Origin of the sequence: Aquitalea sp. FJL05 (genome assembly GCF_003852595.1) — a bacterium.
GTDB classification, from domain to species: Bacteria; Pseudomonadota; Gammaproteobacteria; order Burkholderiales; family Chromobacteriaceae; genus Aquitalea; species Aquitalea aquatilis.
Genome location: NZ_QAJS01000001.1, coordinates 46,075 through 64,127, shown reverse-complemented (window position 1 = coordinate 64,127; position 18,053 = coordinate 46,075). Strand labels below are relative to the sequence as shown.

Genomic DNA, 18,053 nt, shown 5'->3' with positions numbered 1-18,053 from the left:
AACAACCATGAGCCAACACAGCCTGCCGGACGACCTGTCCACCGGCACCGATTACGACGCCCTGGCGCAGCGCTTTCACCCCATCTTTGCCGAAATTGCCCAGACCGCCCTGCAACGCGAACGCGAGCGCAAGCTGCCGTATGAGCCGATCAACTGGCTGAAACAGGCGGGCTTTGGCGCGGTGCGCGTGCCCAAGCAATATGGCGGCGCCGGTGCCTCGCTGCCACAGCTGTTCCAGCTGCTGACCGAGCTGGCCACGGCAGATTCCAATCTGCCGCAAGCGCTGCGCGGCCATTTTGCCTTCGTCGAAGACCGCCTGAATGCTCCGGCCAGCCCGGAGCGTGAAGTCTGGTTCAAGCGTTTTGTTGACGGTGAAATTGTCGGCAATGCCTGGACCGAAATCGGTGAAGTCGCCGTGGGTGAAGTCATTACTCGTGTCAGCCGCCACGGTGACAAGCTGCTGCTCAATGGCCGCAAGTTCTATAGCACCGGCAGTATTTTTGCCGACTGGATCGACGTTTACGCCCAGGTGGATGGCAGCAACCAGGACGTAATTGCCGCCATCCGCACCAGCGACCCCGGCGTGACGCAAAGTGATGATTGGGATGGCTTTGGCCAGCGCACCACCGGCAGCGGCAGCACCGTGTTTGAAAACGTGACGGTGGCACCGGAAAACCTGATCGACTTTGCCAGTCGCTTCAAATACCAGACCGCCTTCTACCAGCTGGTATTGCTGGCGGTGCTGGCCGGTATCGGCAAGGCGGTGGAGCGTGATGTGGCGCAGCAAGTGCGCGAGCGCAAACGCGTGTTCAGCACCGGCAATGCCGCCAGCGTGAGCCAGGATGCGCAGATCCAGCAGGTGGTGGGTGAAATCTCCGCCCTGGCCTATGCCGCCGAAGCCACCGCCATCCGCGCCGCCCAGCCGGCCCAGCGCGCCTATGAAGCCCGCTTTGGCAACGACGCCGCCCGCGAACGCCAGGCCAATATCGACGCCGAACTGGAATCGGGCAAAGCGCAGATCGTGGTTTCCGAACTGGTACTGCGCGCCGCCACCCAGCTGTTCAATGCGCTGGGCGCATCGTCGGCACGGGCCGAGCTGCTGCTGGACCGCCACTGGCGCAATGCCCGCACCGTGGCCTCGCACAACCCGCTGATCTACAAGGCGCGCATTGCCGGCGACTGGGCCATCAACGGCACCGAGCCGCCCTATGTCTGGCAGATTGGCCGCGGCAAGGGCTGACTGGTTCTGCGAGTTGGATAACGACAAGGCCCGCAACTGCGGGCCTTTTGCATGGCCAAGACCCATAGAAAAACCGCGCCATGACGGGCGCGGTGTTGACTGCCAGCTCCAGACTTCAGGCCGGCTGCAAATCCGCAGCTGCTGCCGCGTGCTTTTGCTTCCAGGCTTCGATGTCGCGGTATTGCGCGGCCGGGTGGTTGTCCGGCAACAGCGGGCCGGCACCAAACAGCTTTTCGCGCAAGGTGCCGGGGCGGTATGCAGTCTGGTACACGCCACGGCGCTGCAATTCCGGCACCAGGTATTCCACCACGTCTTCGAAGGTTTCATGCGCCACCGCATAGGCCAGATTGAAACCATCGGTATCGGTGGCTTCCACCCAGTCCTGCAGGATGTCGGCCACGGTGGCGGCCGAGCCGACAAACACCGGTCCCAGCCCGCCAATGCCGCCAAAGCGCGCCAGTTCGTCTATGGTCCAGGCCTTGCTGCCATTGGACAGATGTTCGACGGCGGAAATGATGGCGTTGGTGTCTACGTGGCGTACCAGTTCGGTGGGGGCGTACTGGCCAAAGTCGATGCCCGTCCAGCCGGACATGAATACCAGTGAGCCATCGTAGGAAGCGTAGCGCTGGTATTCGGCAAACTTGGCCTGGGCCTTGGCGTCGGTTTCGTCCACGATGACCGTCACCAGGTTGAATATCTTGATCTGCTGCGGGTCGCGCCCGGCGGCGGCAGCCTGGCTGCGCACATCGTCCACATAGCGGCGCAGGATGTCCTTGGTGGGCGCGGCCACGAACACGCACTCGGCATGCTGGGCGGCAAAGGCCTTGCCCCGGCCGGATGCGCCAGCCTGGAACAGTACCGGTGTGCGCTGCGGCGAAGGTTCGCTCAGGTGATAGCCCGGCACCTCGAAGTATTTGCCCTTGTGGCCGATCTCATGCACTTTTTCCGGGTGGGCGAAAATGCCGCGTTCGCGGTCGCGCACCACCGCGCCATCTTCCCAACTGCCTTCCAGCAGCTTGTAGATCACCTCGATATATTCATCCGCTACATCGTAGCGGTTGTCATGGCGGCGCAAGCCACCTTCGCTGATGTTTTTGGCACCACTCTCCAGGTAGGAAGTGACGATATTCCACCCCACCCGGCCCTTGCTGTGGTGGTCCAGCGTGCTCAGGCGGCGGGCAAAGGGATATGGGTGCTCGAAGGAGGTGGACGCGGTAATGCCGATACCCAGGTGCTTGGTGGCCAGGGCAATGGGCGCGGCCAGTTGCAGCGGGTCGTTGACCGGCAGTTGGGCACCTTCGCGGATGGCGTGGTAGTTGCTGCCCTGATACACGTCGTAGTAGCCGATCACATCGGCGATGAACACGGTATCAAAAAAACCGCGCTCCAGAATGCGCCCCAGGTCGGTCCAGTATTCCAGGTCCTTGTACTGCCAGGAGCGGTCGCGCGGATGGGTCCACAAGCCGGGCGACTGGTGCGCCACGCAGTTCATTTCAAAGGCATTGAAGCGGATGGTCTTGCTCATTGCAGTTCCTGTCAGGGGTGTTTGAATACAGCTGCATGATTGCAATATCCATACCTGCGCCAGCCATGCCTAAGCATCAATTCCGCTAAGCAATCCACGTAAACTGCATTAATTAAAAACAATACAATTCATTTATATTCAGCAACTTGATGTTATTTATTCATGTAACTTGCCGAATCATCTTCAGATAATACTTTAATACCGACCCCGCACCAGCAAACAAGCCTGCTGCCCTGCCAACACCTCCGCAGCAGCCATGCTGAGCCGGCAGCAAGCCGCAACAACAAAATCGGCCCGCAAGCGGGCCGACTGATAGCGTTTGCTGCAGTCACTCCTGCTGCAATTCGTCCTCTATGCTGCGCAAACGTGCCGGTGCCAGCAGTTTCAGCGCCAGAAACCACAGCAAGCCCAGCCCTACCAGCCCCAGGAACACATAAGGCAGCCAGGCGTACACCCCGGTCGGCAAGGGGTAGACGCTGCCCACCAGCGGAATGGCCAGCAGCAATACCGACACCAGGCTGATCAGCACATGTTGCGGCTTGAGCTTGCCCTGCCGGCGCAGATACAAGGGCGCGCCCACCGCCACCAGCACGTAGGCCAGCAGATAACCATAGGTGGCCACCGAGCTGAGATAACCGTAGGAATCCAGCAGGGCCGTGCCATTGGCGGTAAAGACCAGGCCCACGATCAGCGACAGCACCACCAGCAGGGTCACGGCGATATGTGGGGTGGCATTGCTGGCATGCGCCTTGCCGGTAGCCGCATGCAGCAAACCCTGCCGGGAAAAGGTGTAGATAATGCGTGCGGCAGCATTAATCGAGGAGAAAAAGGCCGCGAAGAAGCTGAGCGCCACCCCGGCATCGATGATCAGGCCAAAGCCGCCCAGGCCCAGGCGATGCGCCAGAATGGACAAGGGTCCATCAGCCTGATCCAGGCCCGGATGCTGGCCATGGAAGGCTGCCACCAGCGTATACGACGCCAGAATGAACAGCAGCGCCGGGCCGACAATGCTGATGATGACGGCGCGCGGAATGGCCTTGAGTGGCGATTGCGCCTCGGCTCCCAACACGGTGGCGCTTTCAAAACCGGTAAAGCTGAAGAAGGCCAGCACCATGCCCAGGCGCAGCTGTTCCGGCTTCACCCCTTCCAGTGCCAGCTGCGGCTGATCGACATGGCTGTTGCTGTTCAGCAGGTAGGCAATCAGCACCACGGCAATCAACAGGATGGTGAGCAACTCCACCAGCAGCGTAAAACGCGTGGACAGGCGGATATCGCGGTAGGCAATCGCCCAGGCAGCCAGCGCCACCACCACGGTCAGCAGCAGGCTGACGGCCAGCGGCGGATGGGCCGCTACCACGCCCAGTTCGCGTGCCAGCACCAGAAAGGTATTCACCGTGCCTTGCAGAATGCCGGCGGCGCCCACGGCATAGGCAATCAGCAAGGACCAGCCGCAGATCACGCCCCAGATCGGGCCTATGCCCTGCGAGGCATAGGCATACAAGGCACCGGGCGATGCAGCGGTGCGGGCAAACAACGAAATGCTCCAGGCCGAAAACAGCAGGGCCACGGTGGCAAAGGCATAAGCCAGCCAGGTGCCGTTGCCCGCAGTGGCAAACACGGCGGGCACCAGAATGCCTACCCCACCGGATACGCCGACCAGGCCGATGGACTGCGCCACCAGCTCCGGCAGGCGCAGGTAATTGCGCCGCAGCGTGGCTGCGGGCTGACTGCTGCTATCGGCAGACGGGCTTTCCAGCACCGCCTCGCCTTGCGTGGAATGAATCATGAAACACCTCTTGATTGTTATGGACGCTGACAAGTCACCACCGCCAGCTGCTCCGTACCGGCGCAGCCGCACCATGTGGTCAACAGCCCAGGCACTTGCGCTGCATGCTTGCTCCCCGGGCCCACCCTTGCGGCGGGCCCTTGTCGTGGCGATCAGTTCCAGGAATGCCGTGCCGGCTTGATGCCGTTCAGCGTGTAGTTGCCAATGGCGTGATATTTCCAGCGCACCGGATCATGCAGGGTGTGCACGCGGGCATTGCGCCAGTGCCGGTCAAAATTGAAACGCCCCTGGGTGGATTTGCTGCCGCCCAGTTCGAACAGCTTGCTGGCGGCCAACAAGGCAATCTCGGTCGTGGCAATCTTGGCCAGACTCACGGCAATGGCCGCTTCGGCAACCGTGTCTTCGTCTGGCTCGGCCTTGGCGATGTCGATAAAGCGCCCGGCCCGCTCCAGCAACGCTTCTGCCGCCACCAGCCGGTATTGCAGATCGCCGATGGCGACAATGGTCAGCGGGTCGTCCACCGCCCGCTCCACACCACTGTCTATCCACGGCCGCGCCTGCTGCCGGACAAAGTCCAGCGTGTCAGCCAGCGCCGCGCGGGCAATGCCCAGGTCGATGGCGGCGGTGGTGATCTGGGCGAACGGCCCGGCAAAAGTGGGCCGATCATAAGAGCGGTGGGTATGGAAAATCTGGAAGGGTTTCAGGCGCACCTGCTCGGCAATCACCGAGCCACTGGCGGTGGTGCGCTGGCCAAAGCCGCTCCAGTCGTCCACCACGGTCAGGCCCGGCGTACCCTGCTCGACAAAGGCCAGCAGCGCCTGCCCCTGTTCGTCCACCGCCAGCACTGGCACCCAGTGCGCATACAGCGCGCCGGTGGCGTAGAACTTGCGGCCATTGAGCACATAGTCGTCGCCGTCGCGGCGAATGGTGGTCTGGATGTCCAGCACCGTCTTGCCACCGGCCTCGGAAAAGGCATTGCCATAGCGCTGACCACGCAGCACCAGGTCAAAGAAATAGCGCTGCTGCTCCGGGCTGCCTTCCAGCCGGATATCTTCCACCAGGCAGTAGTGATTCTGTGGGATCTGCCCCAGTGACGGATCGGCGGCAGAAATAATGGCAATCACCTCGGCCAGCGTCACCGCCGACACCTCGGCACCGCCAAAGGCACGCGGCACAGTAATGCCCCACAGGCCGCTGCGGGAGAACAATTCCACCTCATCAAACGGCAATTTGCGCAGCTGATCGCGCTGCGCGGCCTGCTCGGCCAGCTGCGGCGCCAGCGCCCGTGCCACTTGCAGGGCCTCGGTGTCGGAGCGAATCACCGGCACGACATCCGGCGTGGTAACAGGTGTGGGGGTATCCAGTACGGTGCTGCTCATGATGATTTCCTTGTTGGCCGCCAGCCTGAGGCCGGCAGCGGGATGGCGAGATAGATAGCCAGATCATTGCAAACAGCGTGCCAGAATATTTATTGTTAATTTTCAATGGATTGCGCGAATTAAAAACCAAAACCTGCTGAGTCCCGTGCAGCAAATTTGCTGCACGACTGCTGCCAGCTCAGCAGCCATCACCCTGTAACAGAAACAAAAACACCCGCCGTGGCGGGTGTTGCAGGAGCAGACCGGTCTGGCAGGCTCAGGCCGCCACACCCAAAGGCGAACTGGCTTCCAGCGCCGCCATCTCGGTACGTTCGCGGTAGGCAATCAGGTCGGCAATGGTGATGATGGGCAGGCCATGCTGGCGGGCAAAGCGCAGCAGGTCCGGGCGGCGCGCCATGCTGCCATCGTCGTTGACGATTTCGCACAGCACTCCGGCTGGAGCCAGGCCCGCCAGCCGCGACAGGTCCAGTGCGGCCTCGGTATGGCCGGGGCGCGCCAGCACGCCACCCGGCGCATAGCGCAAAGGGAAGATATGACCGGGCCGGGCAAAATCACTGGCCGGAATGCGGCTGTCAGCCAATGCCCGCAGCGTGGCGGCACGGTCCACGGCGCTGATGCCGGTGCTGGTGCCATGCAGATAATCCACGGTGACAGTGAAGGCCGTGCGCTGCGATTCGTTATTGCTGCTCCCCATCAGCGGCAGCTGCAGCTGATCCAGCCGCTCGCCAGTCAGTGCCACGCACACCACGCCACTGCTGTAACGCACCAGAAAGGCCATTTGCTGCGGGGTGATTTTTTCGGCGGCAATGATCAGGTCGCCTTCGTTTTCGCGGTCGGTATCGTCCACCACCACGGCAAAGCCACCAGCGGCAATGGCGGCAATGGCCTGTTCTACTGCGTCAAAATCGTCTGCGTGTGCTTGCTTGTTCAGGGTCATGTTGCTTCTCAGGAATAAAACGAGGGGGCGGGATACTGGCCATTCAGTGCCCAGTCACCCAGTTCTTGCAGCTTGTAATCCAGCGGGTCGTGCAGGCTGTGCACGCGCAAATTGCGCCAGAAGCGGTCCAGCCGCAGGGCAGCACTGGTGGCGCGCGCCCCGGTTACATCGAAAATGCGGCTGGTGAGGTCCAGCCCGCTGCGGCTGGCATGCACCTTGGCGGCGGCAATCTGCACCGCCAGCTGACCGCGCCCGGCTTCGCTGAGCGCATCACCCTGCTGCCAAGCCTCATCCAGCTGCCGGGCGGCGTGGTCGCTCAGCAGGCGTGCACCCTCCAGGGCGGCGTGAAATTCGCCATAGTGCAGCAGGGTGTAAGGGTCTTTGTTGGCGCGATCAGCCAGCGAGGCCGGCCACAGCCGGCGCTGCTCCAGCGTGTAGCGGCGAGCCTCGGCCAGCGCGCCCTCGGCAATGCCCAGATAGATATTGGTGAGAATCAGCTGGGCAATCAGCGGCCGCAGGCAGGCACGTGGCGTGGACAGGGGGCCGGGCTGCAGCAGCAGCTCGCCCGCCTCCACTCGCACCTGTTCGAAACGGGCAGAGCCGCTGTCAGTCTGGCGCTGGCCGATATTGTCCCAGTCCTGATGAATGGCAATGCCGGCACGGCGGGTGGGGATCACCGCAATCAGCAAGCCACTCTGTCCGCTGCGCAGTGCCGAGGCCAGCAGCATGTCCGAATCGGTAGCGCCGGAGCAGAAGCTCTTGTCGCCATGAAAGCGGAAGCCTGCACCATCCGGCGTGGCCAGGGTGCGGGTATCCAGCGGATTGAGCGCGTTACCCCAGAACCAGCGCTCGCGCACCGTTTGCTCGAACCACGGCTGCCACTGTTCTGGCCGGCCAAATAGCTGGGCGGTGGCCAGCAACAGGTGCTGAAAGGCAAACACATGGGCCACCGAACTATCCACCCGCGCCAGTCCGCGCACGATCTGCAATGTGGTGCTCCAGCTCTCGCCCAGGCCGCCGAATTCACGCGGGATGATCAGGCCCAGCAGGCCACTGTCACGCAGCGCATCGCGCTCGGCCTTGGGCGTGCCGCCGGCCTGATCACGGGCCACGGCGCTGCGGGCAAAACGGCTGGCCAGTTCGCGGGCAATGGCCAGCGGGCTGTCCGGGCCAATCGGCTGGGTGCTCATGCGCCCTCCTTTGCCTGACGGACCCGCCCGTGCAGTGTGGCGAATGAAACATATTGCATACTGAATGAATGGCTGTGCATGTGATTACCTGAGGCTGAAATAAAACCTTTAGCGGTTTTGCCCGATATTCAATAGCACGTTGCATGCCAGCTGAATCAAGCTAGAAAAATATCATTTCAGCCGGAAATTGCTGCGCAGGCAGCAGATGGCTCACTCGGCACTGCTGCCTGCGCAGCAGCCAATAAACACGGTGCTGCACACGCAGCACCATTCAGCCATTCACCATTAGCGCCTGCATTGGGCTAATTCAAATTCCAGATATATTCCTGACAAATCCTTGGTTTACATCGCGCCAATAACATAGCCAAATCTGTGCTGTTTTATTGGAAATAGCCGATCAATAAAGGATGTACGCTTGAATTTGCCCCAACACCTGCTGGCAGCACCGCAAACAGCCAGCACACCCGCCTCGGCCCTGCTGCTGGCGCAGCAACTGGCCAGTCAGTTTGCCGCTACCGCAGCAGAGCGCGACCATGCCGGCGGCACCCCCAAGGCCGAGCGCGATGCCATTCGCGCCAGCGGCCTGCTGGGCCTGTCCATTGCCCGCGAGTTGGGCGGCATGGGTGCCAACTGGCAGGAGACCCTGCTGGTGGTGCGCGAGTTTGCCAAGGCCGATAGCTCGGTGGCCCATGTTTTTGCCTTTCACCATCTGATGCTGGCCACGGTAGAGCTGTTTGGCCGGCCGGAACAATGGCAGCCCTGGCATGAAATCACCACCCGGCAAAACTGGTTCTGGGGCAATGCGCTCAATCCGCTGGACGAGCGCACCGTCAGCAAGCGCCTTGCCGGCTGGCACGAGTTTTCCGGCCAGAAAAGCTTTTGCTCCGGTGCGCTGGATTCACAAATGCTGGTGGTCTCTGCCCGTCGCCAGCCGGGCGGGCAGCTCGTGGTGGCGGCCATCCCCACCGGGCGCAGTGGTATCAGCGTGCAGCAGGACTGGAACAATATCGGCCAACGCCAGACAGATAGCGGCAGCGTGCACTTTGAAAAGGTACGCATCGAAAACAATGAAATTCTGGATACGCCCGGCCCGCTCACCACGCCGCGCTCCTGCCTGCGGCCACTGCTGGCGCAGCTGATCCTGACCAATATCTATCTGGGCATTGCCGAAGGCGCTTTTGAAGAAGCCCGGCACTACACCCTGCACGAGGCGCGACCCTGGCAGGCGGCGCAGGTAGACCACACCCACGAAGACCCCTACATCCTGGGTCATTACGGCGAATTCTGGGTGGGGCTGGAAAGCGTGCGCGCCCTCACCGACCGTGCGGGCAGCCGGCTGGTGGACGTACTGGCCCGTGGCGAGGCGCTGAGCGAAAGCGAACGCGGCGAAGTGGCCATGAATATTGCGGCGGCCAAGGTGGCCGCCACCCGGATGGGGCTGAACCTGGCCTGTCAGATGTTCGAGGTAACCGGCGCGCGCGCCACCCATGCCGGACTGCGTCTGGACCGGCACTGGCGCAATCTGCGCACCCACACCTTGCACGATCCGGTTGATTACAAATTAAAGGAGTTAGGGGAATGGGCTTTGATTCGCAGCTATCCGACACCGACGTTTTATTCCTGAAACCCACATCGGCCCGGCGGGCCGAGCCAGCGGAAGGCCCGGCCATGCCCCTGATTACCCTGCCGAACCGGCAAAGCCTGACCACCTCCATCCGCGCCACGGCGCAGGTGTTTGAAGACCCGCAATCCACCGCCCTGCTGGCGCGCATTCAACTGATTGCCCCCAGCGACGCCAATGTACTGATCATTGGTGAAACCGGCACCGGCAAGGAGCTGATCGCCCGCCACGTGCATGCGCTGAGCCAGCGGGCAAATCAGCCCTTTGTCGCCGTCAATTGCGGCGCGTTTTCCGAATCGCTGGTGGAAAGTGAGCTGTTTGGCCATGAAAAAGGCGCATTTACCGGCGCTTTCGCCGCCAAGCCGGGCTGGTTCGAGGCCGCCAATGGCGGCACGGTGTTTCTGGATGAAATCGGCGACTTGCCACTGAATATTCAGGTGAAGTTGCTGCGCATCCTGCAGGAGCGCGAGGTGGTGCGACTGGGCTCGCGCAAACCCATCCCCATCAATGTCCGGGTGATTGCCGCCACCAATGTGCGGCTGGAAGAAGCCGTCGCCGCCGGCCATTTCCGCGAGGATCTGTTCTACCGCCTGCGGGTGGCCCATCTGGCCCTGCCAGCCCTGCGTGACCGCCCCGGCGACATCCTGCCGCTGGCCCGCCATTTTGTCGACGAATACCGCCAGCGCCTGGGCTATGGCGACATCAGCCTGCATGCCGAAGCCGAACGCAAGCTGCTGCAGCACCCGTGGCCGGGCAATATCCGCGAACTGGAAAACGTCATCCACCATGCCTTGCTGATCTGCAAGCACAATGTGGTTCGCAGCGAAGACCTGCAGCTGTCCTCGCTGCAACTGAACCGGCGCAACGAACGCAGCAGCAGCCACCCACCACTGGCCGGCGGTGCGGGCAGCGACGATGCCCACCAGCAATTGCAGCAGGCACTGCAAGCGCTGTTCGAGGCCAATGGCAGCAATCTGTATGAAGACATCGAAAGCAGCATCATCCGCGCTGCCTATAACTACTGCCATCGCAACCAGGTGCAGGCAGCCCGTCTGCTGGGCATCAGCCGCAACATCATCCGCGCCCGGCTGATCCGCTTGGGCGAGATCAGCGCGCTGCGCTAGGTCGCGGCGGTGAGTGGCAAACAGTGTGCTGGCGAGCCTGAGTGAAACCGCCCTGCCCGTCCAACCCCCGGGTGGCTAGCCTAGCTGGTTCGGGCTGCTGCCATGTAAGTCAGCCTGGCAGACTCACCCTTGGCATCACATCACGACAGGGTGATCAGGCTGGATTCGATGACCGAGCCGGGCATCATCTGCGCAATCCCCTGCGCCAGCTCGGCACCGGCCTGCTGCAATGCCTCCAGCGGCATGGCCGGCAGGCTTTCCAGAATGAACCACATATGCTGATCGGCAGCACTCAGCCGGGTTCTCACCCCTTGCCGCCAGTTCCAGCGGCGACAGGTCACCCCTTGCTCATCGCGCCATACCACTTCGCCGCGCTCTGGAGACTCCGTCGCCGGCTGGCCTTCTTTCATGGTGTCGAACAGCTCGCTGCCGTCAGCCAGTACCAGTCTGGGCTGGCCCATATAAGCCGCCAGGTTTTCACCCCCCACCGGAATGGCATGACGCAGGCTGATGGCGTTGTACAGATCGACTACCGGATCAATGGCCGGCAGGCTGCCATCCCGCAGCACCCGCTTGCGCAGTGCCTCGGCCGAACACGGCGTACGCTGTGGCTTGGCACCAAAGGCGCGGAACACATCGGCCCAGGCCTGCAGGTGCGCATCGGCCCAGGCCGCGCCGCCAGCCTGAACAAACAGGCAGGCCTCGCGCAGCTGCTGCGCGCCAAACTCAGGTGCAGCCAGCGCGGCGGCTTCCACGCGGATGCTGACGGCCCGAAAACCGGGGGCTATCGTGGCGATCTCCGGACTGATTGACGGCAAAAAGGCTGACATTGCGGTATCCTTTGGTGACTGATTCATTTCATATTACCGACCAATGTCCAAAACAGTCAACATAATGACCGACCCCGGTGCCGATGCCGAATCCATCAGCGCGGCATTGGCCAGCCGCCTGAAGCAACATCGCAAACAACAGAAACTGTCGCTGGATGAGCTGTCGCGCCGCGCTGGCGTCAGCAAGGGCATGCTGGTGGAAATCGAAAAAGGCAGTGCCAACCCCAGCATTGCCATCTTGTGCAAGCTGGCGGCAGCGCTGGGCATTTCCGTGGCCGATATTGTGAATGTGGCCAGCGCACCGGCCATTCACATCATCGAGCAAGCCGATATCCCGCTGCTGTGGCGCGGGCCAGGTGGCGGTTCGGCCCGGCTGCTGGCCGGCAGCAGCGGCCCGGACATGGTGGAACTGTGGCGCTGGGAAATGCATCCGGGAGAGGTATTCACCTCGCCTGGGCATTCGCAGGGGACTTTCGAGCTGTTTCATGTCGAACAGGGCGAATTGCAGCTGTGCGTGGGGGAGGTGGTCCATACCCTGCGCGCCGGCACAGCGGCGGTAGCGCGTACCGATGCACCACACCATTACGCCAATCAAAGTGATGAGCTGCTGGTATTCACCATGACCGTGGCCGAACTCAGCCCCTGGCGGGTCATCAAGTAAGCCTGGCCGCTGCGCCGCTGATCAAGCGTGACTGCAGCACGCCAGCCAAGCCGCCATGAATGTATCGGGTCTGCGCGGGACGGTCAGCCTGCTGCAAGGCCTGCAGCATGGGCCTGCGCCAACTCTTTGCTGCTCAGTACAAAATCAGTACCGTCGGCCAGCCGCTCCACCGCCAGGTCGATGAATCTGCGCACGCGGGCGGGCTGCGCGGCACGGCTGCCGTAATAGACAAACAGGCTGTAGTGATCGGCCATGTGTTCCAGCAGAATGGGTAGCAGCCGGCCATTGCGGATCAACGCCGCTGCGGTAGGGGCCGCCAGCTGGCCGATCACCTCGCCGGCCAGCACGGCACGCAACTCCATGGCCTCATCATTGGTACAGAATGCCGGGTTGATCGGCTGATCCTGCATGCTGTCACCCACGCGCACCCGCCACGGCACTACGCGGCCATCGCTGGCACGGCGAAAGGCGCTGCAGCGATGCGAGCTAAGCTCGTACAGACTTTGCGGAATACCGTGCTTGCGCAGATAGCTGGGCGCGGCACAGATAATCAGCTGCATGGGAATCAGCCGCCGGGCCACCACGCCTTCCTGTGGTGAGTTGCCCAGCCGGAAGCCAACATCGATGCGGTCTTCCACCCAGTTGCCAATGCGGTCATCCAGTTGTACATCCAGCTGCACTTCCGGGTAGAGCCGGCAGTATTCGTCCATGACCGGGCCAATCACCGATTGCAGTACCGTGCGCGGGCCGACGATGCGCAAGGGCCCGGCCAGATCGTCCTTGGTCTGCCGCACCGCCGACAGCGCCTGCTGAAAGCCGATCAGCGACGGATGCACCGCCTCCAGAAAACGTTGTCCCTCCTCCGTCAATGACATGCTGCGGGTTGTGCGGTGAAACAACCTCACCCCCAGGTGTTGCTCCAGCTGCCCTAGCGCCTTGCTGGCCGCTTGTGGCGATATCTGCTGGGCAGCGGCAGCCTTGCTGAGGCTGCCGAACTCGGCAGTGCGCACGAAAGTGGTGATGGAGCGCAGCTCGTTCATGGACATGGTTCAATCCTGCCGGTGAATTAACATTAAAAAGTTGTAGATTATTCAAATAATCATGCGCTAGTTTAATGTTTTCCAGGAAATTAAAGTGACGTCCATCAAGACCACCGGCCGCAACGGCTGCGGAGAATACGCATGGACAACTTTACTTTCTTCAATCCCACCAAGATCGACTTCGGCACAGACAAGGAACAACTGATCGGCCAGCATCTGGCAGAACACGGCATCAATAAGGTGCTGCTGTGCTTTGGTAGCGAGCGCATCAAGCGCGATGGTCTGTTCCAGACCGTAAGCAAAAGCCTGGCCGGGCACGGCATCGAATTCGTCGAATTTGGCGGCATTGTCAGCAACCCGCTGCTGTCGAAAGTGCGCGATGGCATTGCCCTGGCGCGTGGCCATCAGGTGGGCGCGGTGCTGAGCGTCGGCGGCGGCTCGGTGCTGGACAGCAGCAAGGCCATTGCCGCCGGCGTGGCTTACCCCGGCGAGGTATGGGATCTGTTCATCGGCAAGGCCACGATCAATGCGGCATTGCCGGTGTTTTCCATCCTCACCCTGGCGGCCACCGGCAGCGAGATGAATAGCGGTGCCGTGGTGACCAATGAGGACACCAAGGAAAAGTTTGCCATCCAGTCGGTGCATACCTTCCCGCGGGTATCCATCGTCAACCCGGCCCTGATGCAGACCGTGTCACGCGATTACCTGGTCTACTCGGCCGCCGACATCATTGCGCACTGCATCGAAGGCTATTTCACCGCCACGGTACAGCCCACGCTGCACTCGCGCATGGTGGAATCCATCGTCAACACCGTGATCGACACCACCGAAACCCTGCTGGACAACCCGGCCGATTACCCAGCACGCGCCGAGTTTGCCTGGGCCGCCACCCAGGCGCTCAATGGCCTGCTCTACGCCGGCACCGCCGGTTTCAACTACCCGAACCACATGATCGAGCACGCACTGTCGGCACTGTTCAACGTGCCACACGGCGCGGGTCTGTCAGTGATCATGCCAGCCTGGATGAAGTGGTATCACGGTCGCAACCCGGCGCAGTTCCAGCGCTTCGCCAAGCATGTATTCGGCGTTGACACTGCGCAGCAAGGCATTGCCGCCCTGGAAGCCTGGTTCGACAAGATCGGCACCCCAACGCGCTTGTCACAACTGGGCATCACCGAGGCCGATGTGCCAGCCATTACCGACGTGGTATTGGGCAATGCCCAATGGTTCGGCATTGCCGATATCTATACCCGCGAAGTAGTGGTCGAAATACTGAAGCTGGCACGATGAGAAAACCATTACTGCTGCATGTCGAGTTGAGCCATACCACCATAGGGCAAAGCCCGGGAGTGAACCAAGCATGACCCCTGCTTCTCGCCCGCCGGATCGCGGCATGGTGCTGACCATCATCATGGTCAGCTACCTGATGCTGGTGATCGACATCTCCATCGTGCTCACCGGTCTGCCACGCATCCAGGCGGCCCTTGGTTTCACCCCGGCCGGCCTGTCCTGGATACAGAATGCCTATACCCTGACCTTTGGCGGCTTTCTGCTGCTGGGGGCACGCGCCGGCGACATCCTTGGCCGGCGGCGCATGTTCATCACCGGCCTGGCCATCTTCACCCTCGCTTCACTGGCCATTGGCGCAGCAAGTACACCGGCCTGGATGATCAGCTTTCGTGCGGTGCAGGGCCTCGGTGCTGCCGTGCTGGCACCTTCGACCCTGGCGCTGATTTCCACCCATTTCGAGGAGGGCCACGCACGCACCCGGGCGCTCTCGCTGTACGCAGCTGCCGCGGGCATTGGTGCCACGGTGGGGCTGGTACTGGGCGGGCTGCTGGCCGATCTCATCTCCTGGCGCGCCGGCTTCTTCATCAACCTGCCAATTGGTGCGGCACTGATCGCCGGCAGCGTGCGCCATATCCACGAAACGCCGCGGCAGACCGGGCGCTTCGACATGGCCGGTGCGCTGACCTCCACCCTGGGCATGTGCGCGCTGGTATTCGGCATCGTCGAGGCGGCGGAATCCGGCTGGGCCTCGCCGCTGACCTGGGCCAGCATCGCCATTGGGTTACCGCTGCTTGGGGCATTTTTGTGGATTGAGTCACACGCACAACAAGCGCTACTGCCGCTGGCACTGCTGCGCAATCCGCAACGTAATGCCGCCTATGTCGCACGGCTGCTTTTCCTGTGCGGCATGGTGGGCTTCTGGTTCTTTACCGCGCAATACCTGCAAGGCGTGCTGGGCTTCTCACCCATGCTGGCCGGGCTTGCCTTCGTGCCGGTCACCCTGCCCCAGCTGGCGACCTCGCTATCTGTTCCTGCGGTGGTACGGCGCTTTGGCCACCGTCGCGTGTTGCTGACCGGCCTCGCGCTGTGTGTTACCGGGGTGCTGTGGCAGGGGCTGGCGGCTACGCAAGCGTCTTACCTGAGCGGCGTGCTGGTGCCGATGTTGCTGGTCGGTTTTGGGCAGGGCTGGGTGCTGGCACCGCTGACGGTGGCGGGAGTGGCCGGGGTGGAGCAACACCACGCGGGCGCGGCGTCCGGGGTGCTGAACGTAGCCCACCAGATTGGCGCAACCCTGGGGCTGGCCATTCTGGTTGTGGTGTATTCCGCCGGCCATGCCGCCGTGTACGACGCTGCCGGCATGGCATTGCACACCGGCCACGTCCTGTATACGGCTGCGCTGTTCCTGTGCGTGGCCTTGCTGGTATCGCTGCGCTACATCCGCTTCGACTTCGACGCTGCGCGCCCGGACACGGCGTACAAGGCCGCGGCGCAAACAGCCTGAACATACAGAAAATCCGCAAATAACATCAGAAAAGGAATGGCAATATGCAGACAACCACACTGAACAACGGCATCCAGATGCCCTTGCAGGGCTTTGGGGTGTTCCAGATGAGCGATCTGGCCGAGTGCGAGGCCTGCGTGGCCGCCGCACTGCGCACCGGTTACCGCCTTATCGACACCGCAGCCTCCTATGGCAATGAGACCGCTGTTGGCCGCGCCCTCGCCGCCAGCGCCATCCCGCGCGAGCAACTGTTCATCACCAGCAAGCTGTGGCTGCACGACAGCGGCTACGAACAGACCTTGCAGGCCTTCGAGCGCTCATTGGCGCGACTGCAGCTGGATTACCTCGACCTCTATCTGATCCACCAGCCCTATGGCGATGTGCACGGCTCGTGGCGCGCAATGGAAGAGCTGTACCGCGCCGGCCGTATCCGCGCCATTGGCGTCAGTAACTTCCACCCGGACCGGGTGATGGATCTGGTCATGCGCAACAAGATTGTTCCGGCGGTAAACCAGCTGGAAACCCACCCTTTCTTCCAGCAAACCGCCAGCGCAGCCTTCCTGCAGCAACTGGGCATACAGCTTGAATCCTGGGGGCCATTCGCCGAGGGTCGCAACAACTTGTTTGGCCATGCGCTGCTGCAAGCCATCGCCAGCCGTCATGAGCGCACGGTAGCCCAGGTGGTATTGCGCTGGCTGCTACAGCGCGGCGTGGTGGCCATTCCCAAATCAGTGCGGCCAGAGCGCATGGCGGAAAACTTCGCCATCACCGATTTCGCCTTGACTGCCGACGACATGGCCAGCATCGCTACGCTCGATACCGCCAGCAGTGCATTTTTCGACCATAGAGACCCGGCCATGGTGAAGTGGCTGTACGAAGCACATCGCCCCACCTGATACCGACATCCAGAAAGAACATCACATGACAGAGCCAACACTTCCCAGCACCGACGCCGTCACGGTAAGCCGCGCCGGCACGCAAGATTCCTACCGCGGCCCGGCGGAGTGGTTCACCGGCTGCGTGCGCGTCGACCCCTTGTTTGCCGTGCGCCACCCCGCAGCCGGCTCCGGCGCGCTGGTCACGTTTGAAGCGGCTGCGCGTACCGACTGGCACACCCACCCGCTGGGGCAGACGCTAATTGTCACCGCGGGCTGCGGCCGCGTGCAGCAGTGGGGTGGGCCAGTACAGGAAATCCGCCCCGGCGACGTGGTGAGCATTCCGGCGAACACCAAACACTGGCACGGCGCCGCCCCCACCACCGCCATGAGTCATATCGCCATTCAGGAACAGCAACAAGGTAGTGTGGCGAACTGGCTGGAAAAAGTGAGTGACGCGCAATACGCCAGCTAAATGGCAGACACGCCCAAGGCCAGGCTTGCATTCAATGCACGACCCTGGCCTTGAAGGCGATAGACGCGAGGCACTCTTTGGGAGTATATGGCGCATGATAATACTTGTATGTCATGACTGGCCATTTCACTGAACAAGCCATCATGAAACGCGCTGTCCTATTTCTGCTTGCCATCCTCGCCTGCCAAACCCTGTATGCCAAAGCCCCGCCTCCCGGCGGCTATCAGCCAGACGATACCCAGCTGATCGAGCACGGCAGCTACACCAACAACGATGGCAACACCGTACACCGCCCGGCCCACAGCAAATCCGGCCAGGCTCCACAGGGTGCCACCGCCAAATGCCGCGATGGCAGCTATAGCTTCAGCCAGCATCACCGTGGCACCTGCTCCCGCCACGGCGGGGTGAGTGAGTGGCTGAGGTAGCCTGCTTGGGGTGAACGACTGCCAGCAATGGCCGTGCTCATGGCGCTTCGATACCAGCCAGAGGCTGATCCGAATGGAAGCCTGCAGCGGACCGTGTGCTTGCCTGGTCAGGATCAGGCGGGTTTGCATGGGCTGCACAGCAAACCCGGTTCCG

General features: G+C 62.1%; 16 protein-coding genes. 9 read left to right on the top strand and 7 right to left on the bottom strand.

Features of this window, described 5'->3' with window-relative positions:
• The first annotated feature begins 7 nt into the window (after positions 1–7).
• Complete coding sequence (locus tag DBR44_RS00305) at positions 8–1,240, top strand: acyl-CoA dehydrogenase family protein (RefSeq protein ID WP_124640923.1); 1,233 nt, start codon at positions 8–10, stop codon at positions 1,238–1,240.
• A 115-nt stretch (positions 1,241–1,355) separates the two neighbouring features.
• Here DBR44_RS00305 and DBR44_RS00300 read toward each other — a convergent pair whose 3' ends face one another.
• From DBR44_RS00300 to DBR44_RS00280, 5 genes are all read right to left on the bottom strand, one after another.
• A complete protein-coding gene (locus DBR44_RS00300) occupies positions 1,356–2,765 on the bottom strand; it encodes an LLM class flavin-dependent oxidoreductase (protein WP_124640921.1) in 1,410 nt (469 codons plus the stop codon).
• A gap of 328 nt (positions 2,766–3,093) precedes the next feature.
• On the bottom strand, positions 3,094–4,551 hold the full coding sequence (locus DBR44_RS00295) for an APC family permease (RefSeq protein WP_158613524.1): 1,458 nt from the start codon (positions 4,549–4,551) through the stop codon (positions 3,094–3,096).
• 152 nt (positions 4,552–4,703) lie between these two features.
• Positions 4,704–5,930, bottom strand: coding sequence for an SfnB family sulfur acquisition oxidoreductase (locus tag DBR44_RS00290; RefSeq protein WP_124640917.1), 1,227 nt, complete (start codon positions 5,928–5,930; stop codon positions 4,704–4,706).
• Positions 5,931–6,186: 256 nt separating this feature from the next.
• On the bottom strand, positions 6,187–6,867 hold the full coding sequence (gene ribB, locus DBR44_RS00285; RefSeq protein ID WP_124640915.1) for a 3,4-dihydroxy-2-butanone-4-phosphate synthase: 681 nt from the start codon (positions 6,865–6,867) through the stop codon (positions 6,187–6,189).
• Between the two features lie 8 nt (positions 6,868–6,875).
• A complete protein-coding gene (locus DBR44_RS00280; protein ID WP_124640913.1) occupies positions 6,876–8,057 on the bottom strand; it encodes an acyl-CoA dehydrogenase family protein in 1,182 nt (393 codons plus the stop codon).
• Between the two features lie 415 nt (positions 8,058–8,472).
• Between DBR44_RS00280 and DBR44_RS00275 the strand changes: the two genes are divergently transcribed.
• Both DBR44_RS00275 and DBR44_RS00270 read left to right on the top strand, forming a co-directional pair.
• Positions 8,473–9,681, top strand: a complete 1,209-nt coding sequence (locus DBR44_RS00275; protein ID WP_124640911.1) for an acyl-CoA dehydrogenase family protein — start codon at positions 8,473–8,475, stop codon at positions 9,679–9,681.
• Positions 9,636–10,802: a sigma-54-dependent Fis family transcriptional regulator gene (locus tag DBR44_RS00270; protein ID WP_305000446.1), complete on the top strand. Its 1,167-nt coding sequence runs from the start codon at positions 9,636–9,638 to the stop codon at positions 10,800–10,802. The genes DBR44_RS00275 and DBR44_RS00270 overlap by 46 nt, the downstream gene beginning before the upstream one ends.
• A gap of 140 nt (positions 10,803–10,942) precedes the next feature.
• On the opposite strand, the gene DBR44_RS00265 is transcribed toward DBR44_RS00270, so the two are convergent.
• Positions 10,943–11,632, bottom strand: a complete 690-nt coding sequence (locus DBR44_RS00265; RefSeq protein ID WP_124640909.1) for a B3/4 domain-containing protein — start codon at positions 11,630–11,632, stop codon at positions 10,943–10,945.
• 64 nt (positions 11,633–11,696) lie between these two features.
• Between DBR44_RS00265 and DBR44_RS00260 the strand changes: the two genes are divergently transcribed.
• Positions 11,697–12,293, top strand: a complete 597-nt coding sequence (locus DBR44_RS00260; RefSeq protein ID WP_233578242.1) for a helix-turn-helix domain-containing protein — start codon at positions 11,697–11,699, stop codon at positions 12,291–12,293.
• Positions 12,294–12,376: 83 nt separating this feature from the next.
• Here the strand turns inward: DBR44_RS00260 and DBR44_RS00255 are convergent, their stop codons facing one another.
• Positions 12,377–13,339, bottom strand: coding sequence for a LysR family transcriptional regulator (locus DBR44_RS00255; protein ID WP_199730935.1), 963 nt, complete (start codon positions 13,337–13,339; stop codon positions 12,377–12,379).
• Between the two features lie 135 nt (positions 13,340–13,474).
• On the opposite strand from DBR44_RS00255, the gene DBR44_RS00250 reads away from it, so the two are divergent.
• From DBR44_RS00250 to DBR44_RS00230, 5 genes are all read left to right on the top strand, one after another.
• Positions 13,475–14,623, top strand: a complete 1,149-nt coding sequence (locus DBR44_RS00250) for an iron-containing alcohol dehydrogenase (protein ID WP_199730934.1) — start codon at positions 13,475–13,477, stop codon at positions 14,621–14,623.
• A gap of 70 nt (positions 14,624–14,693) precedes the next feature.
• Complete coding sequence (locus DBR44_RS00245; RefSeq protein ID WP_124640904.1) at positions 14,694–16,124, top strand: MFS transporter; 1,431 nt, start codon at positions 14,694–14,696, stop codon at positions 16,122–16,124.
• A gap of 44 nt (positions 16,125–16,168) precedes the next feature.
• Positions 16,169–17,020: an aldo/keto reductase gene (locus DBR44_RS00240; protein ID WP_124640902.1), complete on the top strand. Its 852-nt coding sequence runs from the start codon at positions 16,169–16,171 to the stop codon at positions 17,018–17,020.
• A gap of 25 nt (positions 17,021–17,045) precedes the next feature.
• Entirely contained in the window at positions 17,046–17,474 is a 429-nt protein-coding gene (locus DBR44_RS00235; protein WP_124640900.1) for a cupin domain-containing protein, read from the top strand.
• 143 nt (positions 17,475–17,617) lie between these two features.
• Positions 17,618–17,899: a DUF3761 domain-containing protein gene (locus DBR44_RS00230; RefSeq protein WP_124640898.1), complete on the top strand. Its 282-nt coding sequence runs from the start codon at positions 17,618–17,620 to the stop codon at positions 17,897–17,899.
• Positions 17,900–18,053: the final 154 nt, after the last annotated feature.

Bases quoted from the DNA above. Each gene is read 5' to 3' on its own strand.
- DBR44_RS00305 (WP_124640923.1), top strand. From the start codon at position 8: ATGAGCCAACACAGCCTGCCGGACGACCTGTCCACCGGCACCGATTAC.
- DBR44_RS00300 (WP_124640921.1), bottom strand. From the start codon at position 2,765: ATGAGCAAGACCATCCGCTTCAATGCCTTTGAAATGAACTGCGTGGCG.
- DBR44_RS00295 (WP_158613524.1), bottom strand. From the start codon at position 4,551: ATGATTCATTCCACGCAAGGCGAGGCGGTGCTGGAAAGCCCGTCTGCC.
- DBR44_RS00290 (WP_124640917.1), bottom strand. From the start codon at position 5,930: ATGAGCAGCACCGTACTGGATACCCCCACACCTGTTACCACGCCGGAT.
- ribB (WP_124640915.1), bottom strand. From the start codon at position 6,867: ATGACCCTGAACAAGCAAGCACACGCAGACGATTTTGACGCAGTAGAA.
- DBR44_RS00280 (WP_124640913.1), bottom strand. From the start codon at position 8,057: ATGAGCACCCAGCCGATTGGCCCGGACAGCCCGCTGGCCATTGCCCGC.
- DBR44_RS00270 (WP_305000446.1), top strand. From the start codon at position 9,636: ATGGGCTTTGATTCGCAGCTATCCGACACCGACGTTTTATTCCTGAAA.
- DBR44_RS00265 (WP_124640909.1), bottom strand. From the start codon at position 11,632: ATGTCAGCCTTTTTGCCGTCAATCAGTCCGGAGATCGCCACGATAGCC.
- DBR44_RS00260 (WP_233578242.1), top strand. From the start codon at position 11,697: ATGACCGACCCCGGTGCCGATGCCGAATCCATCAGCGCGGCATTGGCC.
- DBR44_RS00255 (WP_199730935.1), bottom strand. From the start codon at position 13,339: ATGTCCATGAACGAGCTGCGCTCCATCACCACTTTCGTGCGCACTGCC.
- DBR44_RS00250 (WP_199730934.1), top strand. From the start codon at position 13,475: ATGGACAACTTTACTTTCTTCAATCCCACCAAGATCGACTTCGGCACA.
- DBR44_RS00245 (WP_124640904.1), top strand. From the start codon at position 14,694: ATGACCCCTGCTTCTCGCCCGCCGGATCGCGGCATGGTGCTGACCATC.
- DBR44_RS00240 (WP_124640902.1), top strand. From the start codon at position 16,169: ATGCAGACAACCACACTGAACAACGGCATCCAGATGCCCTTGCAGGGC.
- DBR44_RS00235 (WP_124640900.1), top strand. From the start codon at position 17,046: ATGACAGAGCCAACACTTCCCAGCACCGACGCCGTCACGGTAAGCCGC.
- DBR44_RS00230 (WP_124640898.1), top strand. From the start codon at position 17,618: ATGAAACGCGCTGTCCTATTTCTGCTTGCCATCCTCGCCTGCCAAACC.